Origin of the sequence: Marmoricola sp. RAF53 (assembly GCF_052114005.1) — a bacterium.
Classification (GTDB): Bacteria; Actinomycetota; Actinomycetes; order Propionibacteriales; family Nocardioidaceae; genus Marmoricola.
The window spans coordinates 71,961-85,982 of the sequence record NZ_JBFRDX010000005.1; the positions used below are offsets into that span (position 1 = coordinate 71,961).

Below are 14,022 nucleotides of genomic sequence, written 5' to 3' on the forward strand. Positions count from 1 at the left end.
TATTTTGAGCCCGACCCGCGAAGGAGAACGCACGTGCCCACCACCGACCTGACCGCCGAGAACCTCGAGCAGACCGTCACGGAGAACGAGATCGTCTTCGTGGACTTCTGGGCCTCCTGGTGCGGCCCGTGCCGGCAGTTCGCCCCGGTCTACGAAGCAGCCTCCGAGGCCAACCCGGACATCGTCTTCGGGTCCGTCGACACCGAGGCCGAGCAGGAGCTCGCCGCCGCCGCCCAGGTCAGCTCGATCCCGACCCTGATGGTCTTCAAGCAGGGCGTGCTCGTCTTCAACCAGGCCGGCGCGCTGCCGGCCACCGCGCTCGACCAGGTCATCCAGGGCGCGCGCGAGCTCGACGTCGCGGCCGCGATCGCCGCCGAGGAGAAGTGATGCAGCTCGACCCCGGCGAGATGAAGCCCGTCATCAACCGGATCAAGCGCGCCCAGGGTCAGCTGGCCGGCGTCGTGCGGATGCTGGAGGAGGGGCGCGAGTGCGAGGACGTCGTGACCCAGCTGGCTGCGGTCTCCAAGGCGCTCGACCGCGCCGGGTTCGCGATCGTCGCGAACGGCCTCGAGCACTGCCTCAAGGAAGGCACCGCCGACGAGCTCGACGTCAAGAAGATGGAGAAGCTCTTCCTGTCCCTCGCCTGAGCCGGGCGCGCGGCCGTCACGTCAGGCCGTCGCGTCAGGCCAGGTCGTCGTGCGAGCCGTCGGAGAGCTTGGCGGCGTCCTCGGGACCGAAGACGCCGGCAGCGGCGTTCGCCTTGGTCTTCTTGAGGTGACGGACCAGGCTCCAGCCCAGCAGGGCGACCGCCGCGGCCATCAGCAGGAAGATCCCGAACGCGCCCCAGCCGGCCTTCACGTCGTCCGCCGCCGGAGCCGGGTCGGCACTTCCGACGAGGCCCGCCAGCGCGATCACGAAGGTGTTCATGCGGCCAGTCTCTCAGGCAGCCGGATCCGGCCGGGAAGCGCCCTCGACCACGCCGCGGATCCCGGCGAACAGGTCGTCCTCCGGCAGCGCGGCATCCACGTGGCTCTTCACCAGCTCGAAGTCCTCGGTCGGCCAGATCTCCTGCTGCAGGTCCATCGGGATCTGGAAGAAGAAGCCGTCCGGGTCGATCTGGGTGGCGTGCGCGATCAGCGCCCGGTCCCGGACCGGGAAGTACTCGCCGCACTCGACCCGGGTGGTGATCCGGGCGTCGTGCTTCGGGTCCGGCTTCCACTGCTCGAGGCGCTCGGTCAGCGGGGACTCCAGGCCACGGGCCAGCATCGCCTCGTGCAACGCGACCGTGCGCGGCCGGTTGAAGCCGTGCTGGTAGTAGACCTTGAGGACCTGCCAGGGCTCCCCCGCCTCCGGGAACCGCTCCGGGTCCGCGGCAGCCTCGAAGGCCGCCATCGAGACCTCGTGGCAGCGGATGTGGTCCGGGTGCGGGTAGCCGCCGTTCTCGTCGTACGTCGTGAGCACGTGCGGGCGGAAGGAACGGATCAGCCGGACCAGCCGCTCGGTCGACTCCTCCAGCGGCACCAGCGCGAAGCAGCCCTCCGGCAGCGGCGGCTTCGGGTCGCCCTCCGGCCAGCCGGAGTCGATGAATCCGAGCCAGTCCTGGGTCACGCCCAGGATCTCGCGGGCGGCCTCCATCTCCGCGCGCCGGATCTCGGTGATGTTGGCCAGCACGTCCGGCCGGTCCATCTTCGGGTTCAGCACCGACCCGCGCTCGCCACCGGTGCAGGTGACCACGTGCACGTCGACACCCTCCGCGACGTAGCGCGCGGTGGACGCCGCACCCTTGCTCGACTCGTCGTCGGGATGGGCGTGGACGTGCATGAGTCGGAGGCCGGCGGCGGACTGCCCGTTCGGAGACATGGACACGATCATAGGATTGCCACCGTGAGCGATCTTCTCCAGGAGCGGTACGGCGCCGCGAAACCCGGCCGGCGCCTCGCGGTGATCGTCGCCTCGACGCTGCTCGCGGTCGCCTTCCTCGCCTGGCTGGCGTGGGCCGCGTGGTTCCACAGCAGCCCCGCCCTCGACGCCGAGCTGACGGCGTACGACGTCACCGGAACCCACGAGGTGAAGGTCAAGGTCGTCCCGCAGGTCCGCGACGACCAGGTCCGCGGCACCTGCCTGGTCCGGGCGACCGCGGCCGACCACACCATCGTCGGCGAGCTCAACCTGACCGTCGCGGACCTGCAGGAGCAGCAGGGCCACTGGATCCCGCTGCGGACCGAGCGGCGCGCCACGACCGTCGAGCTGGTCCGCTGCACCACGACCTCCTCCTGAGCGGTTCCTGGCCCGAGCCGGGAGCGCACACGGGGCCCCGTTGCTAGGCTGGTTGTTTCCCCGTCCCCCTGGTGGGTACCGAGCATCGGGCCACCGGCTCCGGTGGACGACACCCGCGAGACAGCACAGGAGTTGTACCCATGACGCAGGCAGACGAGCGCGAAGGCGTGTGGCTCACGCAGGCGAAGTTCGACGCCCTGACCGCCGAGCTCGAAGAGCTGCGCGGCCCGGGTCGGGCCGCCGTCGTCGAGAAGGTCAGCCAGGCTCGCGACGAGGGCGACCTCAAGGAGAACGGCGGCTACCACGCCGCCCGTGAGGAGCTCGGCAAGCTCGACGGCCGCATCGCCCAGCTGACCGAGATGCTGAAGAACGCCCGGGTCGGCGAGACGCCGGCCGACGACGGCGTGGTCGAGCCCGGCATGATCGTGACGATCCGCTTCGTCGGCGACGACGAGGACGAGACCCCGTTCCTGCTGGGTGCCCGCGAGATGGCCGGTGACGACGTCGAGGTCTTCTCCCCGCAGTCGCCGCTCGGCGAGGCGATCAACGGCAAGAAGGTGGGCGACAAGGTCTCCTACCCGGCGCCGAACGGCAAGGAGATCCGGGTGGAGATCCGCGCCGCCAAGCCGTACGACGGCTGATCCGGGACGCGGTGAGGTAGCCGCGACGCCCCGACCTCAGGACTCCGCCTGGCTGACCCGGTAGCCGTGCTCGCGCAGCCGCGCGATCACGGCTTCCGCATGTTCGGGGCCGCGCGTCTCCATCTGGACGTGCACCTCGACCTCGTCGAGGTGGAGGGTGCCGGAGGTGCGCTCGTGCACCACGTCGAGGACGTTCGCGCGGAGGTCCGCGAGCTCGCCGAGCAGCCGCGCCAGGCCACCCGGCCGGTCCGGGATCCGCACCGCGACGTTGAGGTAGCGGCCCGCGGACGCCAGGCCGTGGCGGATCAGCTTGGAGAGCAGCAACGGGTCGACGTTGCCGCCGGAGAGCACCGCCACCGCCGGTTCCACGACCACCTCGGGGCGGTCCAGGACCGCGGCCACGGCGACCGCGCCGGCCGGTTCCACCACGACCTTGGCCCGTTCGAGCAGGAGCACCAGGGCCCGGGAGATCGACTCCTCCGAGACGGTGACGACCTCGTCGACCAGGTGCGAGATCGCCGCGAACGGGACCACGCCCGGACAGGCGACCGCGATGCCGTCGGCCATCGTGCTCATCGACGGAAGCGGGACCGGCTCGCCGGCCGCCAGCGAGCCCGGGTACGCCGCCGCGCCCTCGGCCTGCACCCCGACGACCCGGACGTCGGGCCGGCGCTGCTTGATGGCCAGCGCGATCCCGGCCAGGAAGCCACCGCCGCCGGTCGGCACCAGCACGGTGCGCGCGTCGGGGGCCTGGTCGAGGATCTCCAGGCCGCAGGTGGCCTGGCCGACGACGATGTCGGTGTGGTCGAACGGGTGGATCAGGACCGCGCCGGTCTCCTCGGCGTACTGGATCGCGCGGGTGAGCGCCTCGTCGAGGATCGACCCGTGGAAGACCACGTCGGCGCCGTATCCGCGGGTGGCGTTGAGCTTGGGGATCGGGGCGCCCTCGGGCATGAAGACGGTCGCGCGGATGCCGAGCATCTTCGCCGCCAGGGCCACCCCCTGCGCGTGGTTGCCGGCGGAGGCGGCGACGACCCCACGGGCCCGCTCCTCAGGGGAGAGCCGGGACATCCGGACGTAGGCGCCCCGGATCTTGAACGACCCGGTGCGCTGGAGGTTCTCGCACTTGAGCATCACCTTGCCGTCGACCACCGACGACAGCCAGCGCGACTCCTCCATCGGCGTGGTGATCGCGACACCGCGGAGCAGCTCGGCGGCCACCTCGATCTCGGGCAGCGTCAGGGCCGGGTCGATGGCGTTCACTCCGGCTCCCCCGCGACCTCGGCCTGGATCTGGGCGTCCGTCTCCCGGGGTGGATCGTCCGCGGACGCGTGCTCGGCCGACTCTCCGATGTCGGTGTAGGTGGCCAGGTGCTGCACGACCGCGTTGAGCGCGGCCGCGATCGGCACCGCGACCAGGGCACCCGGGATGCCCGCGACCAGGACACCGCCGGCGATCGAGAGGATGACGGCGAGCGGGTGGACGGACACGAACCGGCCCATCAGGAACGGCTGCAGCACGTGCGCCTCGATCTGCTGGACCAGGATCACGCCACCGAACATCAGCAACGCCACGATCGGCCCGTGCGCGACCAGCGCCACCAGGACCGCGACGGTGCCGGAGACGAACGCACCGATCATCGGCACGAACGCGCCCAGGAAGACGAGCAGGCCGATCGCGGTCACGAGCGGCACCTTGAGGATCGCCGCGATGATCGCGATGCCGATCGCGTCGGTGGCCGCGACCAGGACCGTCGCACGGACGAACTGGACCAGCGAGGTCCAGGCGACGCGTCCCGAGGAGTCGGCCCGGGTGCGGGCGGCCCGCGGGAAGATCCGGACCATCCAGGCCCAGATCATGTGGCCGTCGGCGAGGAAGAAGTACGTCGCGAACAGGACGATGAAGAAGCCGGCCAGGATGTGGGTGACCGTCACCCCGAGCTCGGTGGCCTGCCCGGCGATGTCGCCGCCGCGGTTCTTCACGAAGTCCTGGAGCTTCTCGATCCAGTCGTTGATCTGCGAGTCGGTCAGGTGCAGCGGCCCGGTCTGCAGCCAGTCCTTGATCTCGCCGAGTCCTCCGGCGACCTGGGACGACAGCTCGCCCGCCTGGCTGGAGACCTGCTGGGTGACGAAGGTGATCGCGAGCGCGACCACGGCGATCCCGGCGATCACGACGAGCAGGGCGGCGAGCTTGCGCGGGATCCCGGCGCGCTGCATCAGCCGGACCAGCGGTGCCGCGAGCGCAGCCAGGAAGAGGGCGATCACGACCGGGAAGACGACCACCGAGAAGAAGTCGATGAACTTCAGCACGACGAAGCCCGCCGCGACGATGACCAGGAAGCGCCACGCCCACGCGGCCGCCAGGTCGTAGCCCCACGGCACCTGGGCCCGGGAGAAGTTCGACGGCCCGGTCTCGATCACCGGCTCCACCGATTCCGCCTGACGCCGGGCCTCGCGCACCTGCTCCCACTGGTGCGCGAACTGCTGGGCGAGCCGCTCGCGCAGCTTCTCCTCCTCGTGCCGCGCGGCGTCGTGGACCTCCCCGCCCCCGGTGCCCTCAACAGGTGGTTGCGTCACGACGTGCTCCTCCCGTGTGCCATGCCGGACACGCTATTGCAGATCAGGTCACGGGCCACCGAAGCAGCCGCCTCGTCGCCGCCGCTCAGTGCGACCAGCCCGGCCGCGGCCAGGACCGAGTGCTCGTCGACGACCACCACCGGCGCCTCCGGCACCTGCCAGCCCTCGGCGTCGTGGCCGGTGGCCGCGGCGAGCACGGCCCGGGCACCGCCGGGGTCCGAGGACCGGAGCACCCCGCCGGAGCCGACCAGCAGGTCGACCGCGCGGAGGTTCTTCCCGGAGCGCTCGACGACGCGGCCGTCGGCGGCGAGCACCACCCGGGAGCGACCGGCGTGGCGTCGTACGGCGACCGCGACGGCGGCGGACGCGAGCGCGCGGTCCAGGGCGGTCCCCTCCGGCGTACCGGCGAGCAGGCCCGGGTCCTCGGTACGCCGGACCGCGCCCGCGGCCAGCTCCTCGGGGGTAAGCGCGAGGTCGAACCCGAAGTCGAACCCGGCGGCGGTCGCCGCGGCCACCGTGGTCACCGCGCTCCAGCGCATGCCCAGGTCACCCTCGACGGTGCGGCCGACCGGGCTCGTCGCGACGACCTCCCGCGACAGCGTCCCCTCCTCGGGGTCGGGCACCACCACGGAGTAGACGTCGGTGGTGGCGCCGCCGACGTCGACGACCACCACCCCCGAGCCGGGGGTGTCGCTGCCGTGCGCGCCGGCGAGCAGCTCGACGCCGAGCAGGACCAGGTCCGGCGTCGGCCCGAGCACCATCGCCGCGAAGTCGGGCCGCGCACTGAGGTGCTTGCCGCCGATCACGTGCTCCAGGAAGACCGCCCGGATCGCGGTGCGCGCCGAGTCCGGTGCGAGCTCCCCGATCCGCGGCACCACGTTGTCGGCGAGGACGTGCGGGGTGCCCGCCGCGACGAGCAGCGCGGTCACCGCGTCGCGGGCCTCGACGTCGCCGGCGACCACCACGGGTCCGGACCAGGCCGCCCCGGCGAGGACGGCGGCGTCGGCCAGCAACGGCTCGGCGTTGCCGCCGTCGGTCCCGCCCACGAGCAGGACCACGTCCGGCTCGGCGACGCGCAACGCGGCCAGGCGTTCGTCGTCGAGGCCGCCGGCGAGGACCGTGACGACCTTGCCGCCGCTGGACAGCGCGACCCGGCGGCCGGCCTCGGCGGTGACCAGCTCCTCGTTGCCGACCACGCCGATCCGCAGACCACCACCGGCCGAGGAGCAGGCCACCGCGGGGGCGGCCGCGGCCGCGGGCACCCGGGCGAGGAGGTCGGCCCGGCAGGCGTCGTACCCGTCGAGGACGTCGCCCACCTCGAATGCGTCGGGGATCGTGGTGCGGTGCTGCGCGGTCGCGGCGACGACGGCGCGCACCGTGTCGACGAGGACCGCCTTGGTGAAGGTGGACCCGAAGTCCACGCAGAGCAGGTACGGCGGGAGCGGGCGGGTCGTCGCGGTCATCCCGCGGACGTGACCACGTAGAGCGCGCCGACCACCACGCAGAGCAGCAGCCCGACCGAGAGCGCCACCGAGGTGCGGCCCGGGCCCAGGGAGCGGCCCTCCCGGATCGCGTGGTCGGCCTCGACGTACCGGCGGTGACCGCCCACGCCCGCGATCGCGGCGCACACGATGAAGAGCGCCCCGAGGACGTAGGTCAGGACCTCGTCGTCGAGCAGCTTGACGACGCCGACCCCGGCGGCGACCAGGCCGATCGTGGTCCGCTGGTATGCGAGCAGGGTGCGCTCGTTGGCGAGGCTGAACCGGACGTCCGGCTCGTGGCCCGGCCCGAGGGCGGCCCCGGTCTCCTCGGCCGACCCGCTCACCGGCCGGGCTCCAGCGCGCGGGCGAGATCGGCGACGAGGTCGTCCGCGGTCTCGATGCCCACGCTCAGCCGGATCAGGTCCGCGGGGACCTCCAGGTCGGTGCCGGCGACGCTCGCGTGGGTCATCCTGCCGGGGTGCTCGATCAGCGACTCGACTCCGCCGAGCGACTCCCCGAGGGTGAAGACCTCGGCCCGGTCGCAGACTTCGAGCGCGTGCTCCTCGCCGCCGACGACGCGGAACGACACGATCCCGCCGTACCGCTTCATCTGCTTGCTGGCGACCGTGTGCCCGGGGTGCTGCTCGAGGCCGGGGTAGATGACTTCGGCGACCTGCGGGTGCGCGAGCAGGAACTCGACGACCTTCTCGGCGTTGTCGGAGTGCCGGTCCATCCGGACGCCGAGGGTCTTCAGGCCGCGATGGGTCAGGAAGCTGTCGAACGGTCCCGCGACCGCACCCATCGCGTTCTGGTGGAACGTGATCGCGTCGGCGAGCTCCAGGTCGCGGACGACGAGCGCGCCGCCGACCACGTCGGAGTGGCCGCCGACGTACTTGGTGGTCGAGTGCACGACCACGTCGGCACCGAGCGTGAGCGGCTGCTGCAGGTACGGCGAAGCGAAGGTGTTGTCCACGACGAGCAGCGCGCCGGCGTCGTGAGCGACCCCGGCGAGCGCCTCGATGTCGCCGATGTTGAGCAGCGGGTTGGTCGGGGTCTCCACCCACACGACCTTGGTGGTGCCCGGCTGGATCGCGGCCCGGACCGCGTCGACGTCGGAGACCGGCGCCGGGCTGTGGTCGAGTCCCCAGACCTTCGCGACCTTGTCGAAGAGGCGGAACGTGCCGCCGTACGCGTCGTCGGGGATGACCGCGTGGTCGCCGGGCCGGGTCAGCGCGCGCAGCAGGGTGTCCTCGGCCGCCAGGCCGCTGGCGAAGGCGAACCCGCGCTCCCCCTCCTCGACGGCGGCGAGCGCCCCTTCGAGCGCGGTCCGGGTCGGGTTCGCCGAGCGGCTGTACTCGTACCCGCCGCGCAGGCCCCCGACCCCGTCCTGCTTGTAGGTGCTGGTGGCGTAGATCGGTGGGATCACGGCCCCGGTCATCTCGTCCGGCTCGTAGCCCGCATGGATCGCACGCGTCTCGAACCCGGCCTTGCTCCTGTGCTCCTGGCTCACGCCAGCGAGCCTAGTCGCTCAGGGCAGCGGCGATCTCCGGCACGTCGAGCCGACCTGCGGCGGTCGCCCCGACGAGGTCGAACGCTTCGTCCTGCGAAAGCCCGAATCGGCAGCCGTTGACCCGCAGGAAGGTGACCGTCGCCAGCAGCGCTAGCCGCTTGTTCCCGTCGACGAGGGCCTGGTTTCCGCAGAGAGAATGCATGAGCGCGGCAGCCTTGAGCTCGATCGTGGGGTAGGCGTCCTGGCCGAACACCGTTGAACGGGCTCGCGCGGCCGCCGCGTCCAGGAGCCCGACGTCGCGCACCGGGCCGGCCCCGAGCATCTTGGTGAGCAGAAGCAGGTCTTCGACTCCGAGGTGCTCGACATCCGTCACGCCTGGCCCAGCCGGTCCAGGGCCTCCGCGTAGTCGACGAGGGCCTCGCTCGCGATCCGGTCGACCAGCTCGCGACGGACCGTTCGGTCACGACGGTCGATCACGGCGCGCTTGATCACCTCCTGCTTGGAGGTGCCCTCCCTGGCTGCGAGGTCGTTCAGCGCCCGCTCCAGCTCGTCGTCGATACGTAGCGTCATGGCCATGACCGCACGGTATCAATCTGATACCACGTAGCCAATCTCCCCAGGCCTTCGTTGGGCAGCACATGCGCACCCGCCTCGCCCGTGCCCTCGCCGCCGCCGTCGCCGCCACCCTCGGACTCGGCCTGACCAGCACGCCGGCACACGCCGTGGACCCGGCGCCCGCGGATCCGGTGACCAACCTGCTCGCCCCGCTGCTCTCGCCCACCCTGGTCGACCCGGTGATCGGGCTGCTGGCGGCGCTGCCCGCGCAGTACAAGCCGTACGCCGGGCCGGTCTGCGCGAGTGGCGACCCGCAGTGCATCGTCGACGTGATCGCCGAGATGAAGCAGCGGCTGACCCCGTTGGCCGCGTCCTGCAGCCACGACGCGATCTTCTCCCTCGCCTACCTGCGGGTGACCGAGAACGTGAAGGCGGCGGCGGACAACGGCTACTTCGCCGACCGGAAGTGGCTCACCCAGATCGACGCGGTGTTCGCGCACATGTACTTCGACACCCTCGACGCCTGGAACTCCGGCCGGCCCCAGGACGTGCCGCACGCCTGGCGGCTCGCGCTCCGGGCCACCCAGGACCGCACCATGTCCGGTCTCGGCGACTTCATGATGAACATGAACGCGCACATCAACAACGACTTCCCGCGCGTGCTCGCGCAGGTCGGGCTGGTCGACGCGAACGGGAAGAGCCACAAGCCGGACCACAACGCCTACAACCAGCGCCTCGACTCGCTCTACCACCCGGTCTTCGACGAGGAGACCGCGCGCTTCGACCCGATGTTCAACAAGCTCGACGTCGGCCCGGTCGACGAGCTGCTCGTCGGCCTGATCATGCGCGGCTGGCGGGAGATGGTCTGGCGGCACGCCGAGGCCCTGGTCAACGCCCCGGCGATCCTCAAGCCGCTGGTCGAGAGGGAGATCGAGGAGTACGCCGCGACGCAGGCGCAGCTGATCCGGGTCGTCTTCGCGGCCAACCCGGCACAGCGCGACGCCTGGTGCGCGACGCACCACGGCTGAGGTCGGCGGCCGTCACCGCCTCGTCACCTCCTGACCTCGAACCGGCTGTGCCCGCGGGGCAGACTGGGCCTCACCGGGGAACACCAGCCGCTCCCCCGCTGTTGTGACCGGTGCACGCGAGACGAAGGAGTACGCATGCTGTTCAGCAAGTACAAGTCCCAGATCGTCGAGCCGGAGAACGCGTTGCCGGGCCGGACGTCACGCACGTTCAAGCTGGCGGAGAAGCACAAGGTGCTGGACGCGCCGCTCGTCACCGACGAGATCCCCGCGGGCTACGAAGTGGCTCTGTTCGGGCTCGGCTGCTTCTGGGGTGCCGAGGAGATCTTCTGGCAGATTCCGGGCGTGTGGTCGACCTCGGTCGGCTACGCCGGCGGTACGACGCCGAACCCGGACTACGAAGAGGTCTGCTCCGGCCGCACCGGCCACACCGAGGCCGTCCGGATCGTCTTCGACCCGGCGAAGGTCGGCTACGCCGAGCTGGTCGCCGCGTTCTACGAGGTGCACGACCCGACCCAGGGCATGCGCCAGGGCAACGACGTCGGCACCCAGTACCGCTCCGCGATCTACACCAACTCCTCGGAGCAGGCCCAGGTCGCGAAGGAAGTCACCGAGCGCTACCAGCCCGAGCTGGCCAAGCGCGGCTACGGCACGATCACCACCGAGATCAAGCCGGCCCCGACGTACTACTACGCCGAGGACTACCACCAGCAGTACCTGATCAAGAACCCGCTCGGGTACCGGTGCCACAGCGCGACGGGCGTCAAGGTCCCGCGCTGATCGCCTCGTGTGCCTGAGGACGCGCTACTGCGCGTGCTCAGGCACACGACCGGGTTCAATCGCTGCGCCGAAGGTGTCGTACGGGCCTGTCCCCGTTCGTAGCGAAGGTGAAGGATGGCCGCACCGGGCCGTCCCGACCGAGGAGGAGCCATGCCCCAGTACCTGATCAGCTTCAACGCCGAGTGGGTCCCGGACCTGACCGAGGAGCAGATCCTGGACAGCGCGAGGTCCGTCGACCCCGTGATCGACGAGGCCATCGCAGCGGGCGTGTGGGTTTTCGGCGGGGGCCTGGACGGCACGTCCGCGGTGTTCAGCGTCGACCCGAACGGCGGCCAGCCCAGGTTCACCGACGGCCCGTACGCCGAGACCAAGGAGCACTTCGGAGGTTTCTCCGTGGTCGACGTGCCGGACGACGAGCAGGCGCGCTACTGGGCGGCGAAGATCGCCGTGGGGTGCGGGTGGCCGATGCAGGTGCAGCAGCTCGGCACGCCGCCGAACGTCACGCGCTGATCGCGTCGTGTGCCTGAGGACGCGCTACTGCGCGTGCTCAGGCGCATCACCAGGAGTCGGGCGGGTTCCAGCTCGACCACCTCGTAGGTGTAGGCCAGCCGTCGCCCGAGGAACTGCGCCACGAAGTCCATCTGCGACCCGACCGCGACCGGGGGCGTTGCCGGGATCGCCCGCGTACGCCGCGACCACGCCGACCGGCCGGTCGATGGTCACCTGCACGCACACGTCCACACCCATGACGCCATTCTCGCGGATCAGCCCCAGACGGAGGCGATGTCGCGGCGGTAGTGGCGACCGGCGACGGCGGTGATCGCGAAGACCACCGGTCCTGGGACCTGCTTGCGGAGTCCGGCTCTGTCGTCGGCGGTGGCGCCGTCCTGGAGCCAGGCGAAGAAGTTGCCCATCCTGCCCTGGTGCGCCTTCTGCACCTTCTTCAGCGCAGCCTTCATCGGTGCCGAGTCGTGGTACCTGGCCGAGATCGGCTCCAGGTCGCGTTCCTCGTGGGCGAGGTGGTCGAGCAGGACGTCGCTCAGGTGGGCGACCGCCTTCCGGGCACGGTCGGCCTCGTCCGCGGACGGGCACTGGTGGAATCTCGCCATCACGTCACTCGCCGCCTCGAGGGCCTCCCGCATCGCGTCGTGCTCACCGTCGAGGTCCTGGACGAGCGACAGATCCGCGCCCACCTCCTGGAGCGCCGGCCAGAACAGGGTCTCTTCGTAGGTGTGGTGGTAGTACAGCTCCTCCTCGAAGTTGTCCCAGGCCCGCTTCAGCTGATCGGCCCGTGACCGCGAGTCCGCAGGGAAGGCGGCAAGCGCCTGGTCGAAACGGCCGAGGTCGCGCCGGACCGCCGCGTGCACGACCGTGTTCATCGTCTGGTGCTCCGTCATGACTGGTCTCCTCGTGCGTCACCGGGTCGGCTGGACCGCCACCCGTCGAGGGCGAGCGCGCTCGCCGCGTGGTTGTCGTAGCGCTCGTCGGATCCGGCCAGGACCGACCGGTCCGCCCTGCCCGTGGCCACCTCGTGGACCGCGCGGAAGAAGTCGAAGCGCTCGATCCCGGGCGTGACCAGGACCAGCAGCTCGCCGTCCGCACGCGCAGTCGCACCGAACGCGTGGTCGACTCCCGGGGGCACCACCACGAGGTCGCCCTCGATCGCGTGCAGCACATCCGCTCCGGCCAGCAGGTCGACCGCTCCGGAGAGCACGTAGAACAGCTCGGTCGTCGTGAGGTGCCGGTGCGGCGCGGCGCCCTCGGCGCCCGCCCGTAGCAGGACCCGGTGCGTGCTGACTGCTCCGCCGGTGTCCGAGGAGTCCAGCAGGAGTCGCAGGGTGTGACGCTCCGAGGTCAGGGCGACGGCGTCTGCCGCCCGGAGGACGGCGGCCGAGGTCATGGCTGCCGACCGAGCAGGCCGAGCATCCGCTCTGCCACCGGCACCTCGACCGGGACCGGGACCTCGGCGGCGAGAATGCCGCCCTTGCGCATCCCCTCGAGCGGGATGGCGGCGTAGAGACCGTGGACGAGGGCGGCCTGCTCAGGGTCGAGCTCCAAGTGGGCTCCGATCCCCCGCGCCAGGTCCCAGCTGTGCACCAGGACCTCGCCCAGGTTGATCACCGCCGACGCACCCGCCGGGAAGGTCCCGTAGAAGTAGGTCCGCTCGCCGTCGAGGCCGGATGCCCGCCAGGAGGCGACGTTCTCCTCGCCGAGGCGGACCCAGGTCTCGCCGAGACCGTCCCCGTCGCCGACCAGGTCGCCGCGGTCGTTGCCCGCCGTCTCCCCGTGGTTGACCATCGTCATCATCTGGCACTCGCCCATCGTGTGGTTGAGCAGCTGCTTCACGTCCCACCCGGCGCACACGGTCGGCCGGTTCAGGTCCTCGGCCGTCAGCCGGGCGATGATGGTCGCGCCGTCGTTCCAGCTGCGCTCGAGCGCGTCGATCGGGTTCATGACCGCCTCCTGATTAGACTAGAACGACATTCTGCGAATAGCATCACTCTAATCTAAAAGGAGGTGCCGGTGTCAACCCCCGACCCGAAGCGTTCCTACGACGCGACGCGACGCCGCGAACGTGCCGAGTCCGAGCGCGAGGAGACCCGCGTCAAGGTCGTCGAGGCCGCGACCAGGCTGTTCGCCGAGAAGGGCTACACCGCGACGACGGTCAGCCAGATCGCCCAGGAAGCCGGCGTCGCCCTGCAGTCGGTCTACAAGGCCGCCGGCAGCAAGGCCGAGCTGATGCACCAGGTGGTCGACGTGGCCGTGGCCGGCGACACCGACGACGGCCTGGTCCAGGAGCGACCACCCTTCGCCGCCTTCATGGCTGAGACCGATCCGGTGGCGAAGGTCCGGTTGTTCGCCGGGATGATCTGCGACGTCCAGGAGCGCCTGGCCCCGATCCAGCGAGCCCAGAGCGAGTCCGCCGCGGTCGACGCGACCGCGGCGACGTACTGGCGCAACGCTCACCTGCTCCGACGGGAGACCTTCGACTTCGCGCTGCGCACGCTGCCTCCGGACCGGCTGCGGCGCTCGCACGAGGAGACGACGGCGACGGCGTGGGCGATCGGCAGCACCGAGGTCTACACGCTGATGACCACCGTCCTCGGCTACGACCGCGAGCGCGTTCGCGCCTGGCTGGCCGACACCCTCGTGGACGCGCTCCTCCGCACCTGAACC

The 14,022-nt window shown here is 71.2% G+C and carries 20 protein-coding genes; 8 read left to right on the plus strand and 12 right to left on the minus strand.

The window, feature by feature from the left end:
* Positions 1 to 33: 33 nt before the first annotated feature.
* Entirely contained in the window at positions 34 to 387 is a 354-nt protein-coding gene (gene trxA / locus AB4Y76_RS05745) for a thioredoxin (RefSeq protein ID WP_441923051.1), read from the plus strand.
* Positions 387 to 647 carry a metal-sensitive transcriptional regulator gene (locus tag AB4Y76_RS05750; protein WP_441923053.1) on the plus strand — a complete coding sequence of 87 codons (261 nt, stop codon included), beginning with the start codon at positions 387 to 389 and terminating at the stop codon, positions 645 to 647. The genes trxA and AB4Y76_RS05750 overlap by 1 nt, the downstream gene beginning before the upstream one ends.
* 34 nt (positions 648 to 681) lie before the next feature.
* Here AB4Y76_RS05750 and AB4Y76_RS05755 read toward each other — a convergent pair whose 3' ends face one another.
* Complete coding sequence (locus AB4Y76_RS05755; RefSeq protein WP_441923055.1) at positions 682 to 927, minus strand: hypothetical protein; 246 nt, start codon at positions 925 to 927, stop codon at positions 682 to 684.
* Between the two features lie 12 nt (positions 928 to 939).
* On the minus strand, positions 940 to 1,860 hold the full coding sequence (gene mca, locus AB4Y76_RS05760) for a mycothiol conjugate amidase Mca (protein ID WP_441923056.1): 921 nt from the start codon (positions 1,858 to 1,860) through the stop codon (positions 940 to 942).
* 24 nt (positions 1,861 to 1,884) lie between these two features.
* Here mca and AB4Y76_RS05765 point away from each other — a divergent pair, with 24 nt between their 5' ends.
* Both AB4Y76_RS05765 and greA read left to right on the plus strand, forming a co-directional pair.
* A complete protein-coding gene (locus AB4Y76_RS05765; RefSeq protein WP_441923058.1) occupies positions 1,885 to 2,277 on the plus strand; it encodes a DUF4307 domain-containing protein in 393 nt (130 codons plus the stop codon).
* Positions 2,278 to 2,417: 140 nt separating this feature from the next.
* Positions 2,418 to 2,918 (plus strand): transcription elongation factor GreA, encoded by a 501-nt coding sequence (gene greA, locus AB4Y76_RS05770; protein WP_441923060.1) that lies wholly within the window; start codon positions 2,418 to 2,420, stop codon positions 2,916 to 2,918.
* 36 nt (positions 2,919 to 2,954) lie between these two features.
* On the opposite strand, the gene ilvA is transcribed toward greA, so the two are convergent.
* From ilvA to AB4Y76_RS05805, 7 genes are read right to left on the minus strand one after another with little or no spacing between them, the layout of a single operon-like run.
* A complete protein-coding gene (ilvA, locus tag AB4Y76_RS05775) occupies positions 2,955 to 4,181 on the minus strand; it encodes a threonine ammonia-lyase (RefSeq protein ID WP_441923062.1) in 1,227 nt (408 codons plus the stop codon).
* Positions 4,178 to 5,494 carry an AI-2E family transporter gene (locus tag AB4Y76_RS05780; RefSeq protein WP_441923064.1) on the minus strand — a complete coding sequence of 439 codons (1,317 nt, stop codon included), beginning with the start codon at positions 5,492 to 5,494 and terminating at the stop codon, positions 4,178 to 4,180. The genes ilvA and AB4Y76_RS05780 overlap by 4 nt, the downstream gene beginning before the upstream one ends.
* Positions 5,491 to 6,957 carry a glutamate mutase L gene (locus AB4Y76_RS05785; RefSeq protein WP_441923066.1) on the minus strand — a complete coding sequence of 489 codons (1,467 nt, stop codon included), beginning with the start codon at positions 6,955 to 6,957 and terminating at the stop codon, positions 5,491 to 5,493. The genes AB4Y76_RS05780 and AB4Y76_RS05785 overlap by 4 nt, the downstream gene beginning before the upstream one ends.
* Positions 6,954 to 7,319, minus strand: a complete 366-nt coding sequence (locus AB4Y76_RS05790) for a YidH family protein (RefSeq protein ID WP_441923068.1) — start codon at positions 7,317 to 7,319, stop codon at positions 6,954 to 6,956. Before AB4Y76_RS05790 ends, AB4Y76_RS05785 begins: the two co-directional genes overlap by 4 nt.
* Positions 7,316 to 8,485, minus strand: a complete 1,170-nt coding sequence (locus tag AB4Y76_RS05795) for a cystathionine gamma-synthase (protein ID WP_441923070.1) — start codon at positions 8,483 to 8,485, stop codon at positions 7,316 to 7,318. The genes AB4Y76_RS05790 and AB4Y76_RS05795 overlap by 4 nt, the downstream gene beginning before the upstream one ends.
* Positions 8,486 to 8,495: 10 nt before the next feature.
* Positions 8,496 to 8,858: a type II toxin-antitoxin system death-on-curing family toxin gene (locus AB4Y76_RS05800; RefSeq protein ID WP_441923072.1), complete on the minus strand. Its 363-nt coding sequence runs from the start codon at positions 8,856 to 8,858 to the stop codon at positions 8,496 to 8,498.
* Positions 8,855 to 9,055, minus strand: coding sequence for a ribbon-helix-helix protein, CopG family (locus AB4Y76_RS05805; RefSeq protein ID WP_441923074.1), 201 nt, complete (start codon positions 9,053 to 9,055; stop codon positions 8,855 to 8,857). The genes AB4Y76_RS05800 and AB4Y76_RS05805 overlap by 4 nt, the downstream gene beginning before the upstream one ends.
* Positions 9,056 to 9,123: 68 nt before the next feature.
* On the opposite strand from AB4Y76_RS05805, the gene AB4Y76_RS05810 reads away from it, so the two are divergent.
* The 3 genes from AB4Y76_RS05810 to AB4Y76_RS05820 all read left to right on the plus strand — a co-directional run bounded on the left by AB4Y76_RS05810 (position 9,124) and on the right by AB4Y76_RS05820 (position 11,355).
* Positions 9,124 to 10,068 (plus strand): DUF5995 family protein, encoded by a 945-nt coding sequence (locus AB4Y76_RS05810; protein WP_441923076.1) that lies wholly within the window; start codon positions 9,124 to 9,126, stop codon positions 10,066 to 10,068.
* Between the two features lie 135 nt (positions 10,069 to 10,203).
* Complete coding sequence (msrA, locus tag AB4Y76_RS05815) at positions 10,204 to 10,845, plus strand: peptide-methionine (S)-S-oxide reductase MsrA (protein ID WP_441923078.1); 642 nt, start codon at positions 10,204 to 10,206, stop codon at positions 10,843 to 10,845.
* Positions 10,846 to 10,995: 150 nt separating this feature from the next.
* Complete coding sequence (locus tag AB4Y76_RS05820) at positions 10,996 to 11,355, plus strand: YciI family protein (protein ID WP_441923080.1); 360 nt, start codon at positions 10,996 to 10,998, stop codon at positions 11,353 to 11,355.
* Positions 11,356 to 11,609: 254 nt separating this feature from the next.
* Here the strand turns inward: AB4Y76_RS05820 and AB4Y76_RS05825 are convergent, their stop codons facing one another.
* From AB4Y76_RS05825 to AB4Y76_RS05835, 3 genes are read right to left on the minus strand one after another with little or no spacing between them, the layout of a single operon-like run.
* Positions 11,610 to 12,242, minus strand: coding sequence for a hemerythrin domain-containing protein (locus AB4Y76_RS05825; protein ID WP_441923082.1), 633 nt, complete (start codon positions 12,240 to 12,242; stop codon positions 11,610 to 11,612).
* Entirely contained in the window at positions 12,239 to 12,745 is a 507-nt protein-coding gene (locus AB4Y76_RS05830) for a cupin domain-containing protein (RefSeq protein WP_441923084.1), read from the minus strand. Before AB4Y76_RS05830 ends, AB4Y76_RS05825 begins: the two co-directional genes overlap by 4 nt.
* Entirely contained in the window at positions 12,742 to 13,299 is a 558-nt protein-coding gene (locus AB4Y76_RS05835; protein WP_441923086.1) for a TIGR03086 family metal-binding protein, read from the minus strand. The genes AB4Y76_RS05830 and AB4Y76_RS05835 overlap by 4 nt, the downstream gene beginning before the upstream one ends.
* A gap of 69 nt (positions 13,300 to 13,368) precedes the next feature.
* On the opposite strand from AB4Y76_RS05835, the gene AB4Y76_RS05840 reads away from it, so the two are divergent.
* Positions 13,369 to 14,019: a TetR/AcrR family transcriptional regulator gene (locus AB4Y76_RS05840; RefSeq protein WP_441923088.1), complete on the plus strand. Its 651-nt coding sequence runs from the start codon at positions 13,369 to 13,371 to the stop codon at positions 14,017 to 14,019.
* Positions 14,020 to 14,022 lie beyond the last annotated feature (3 nt).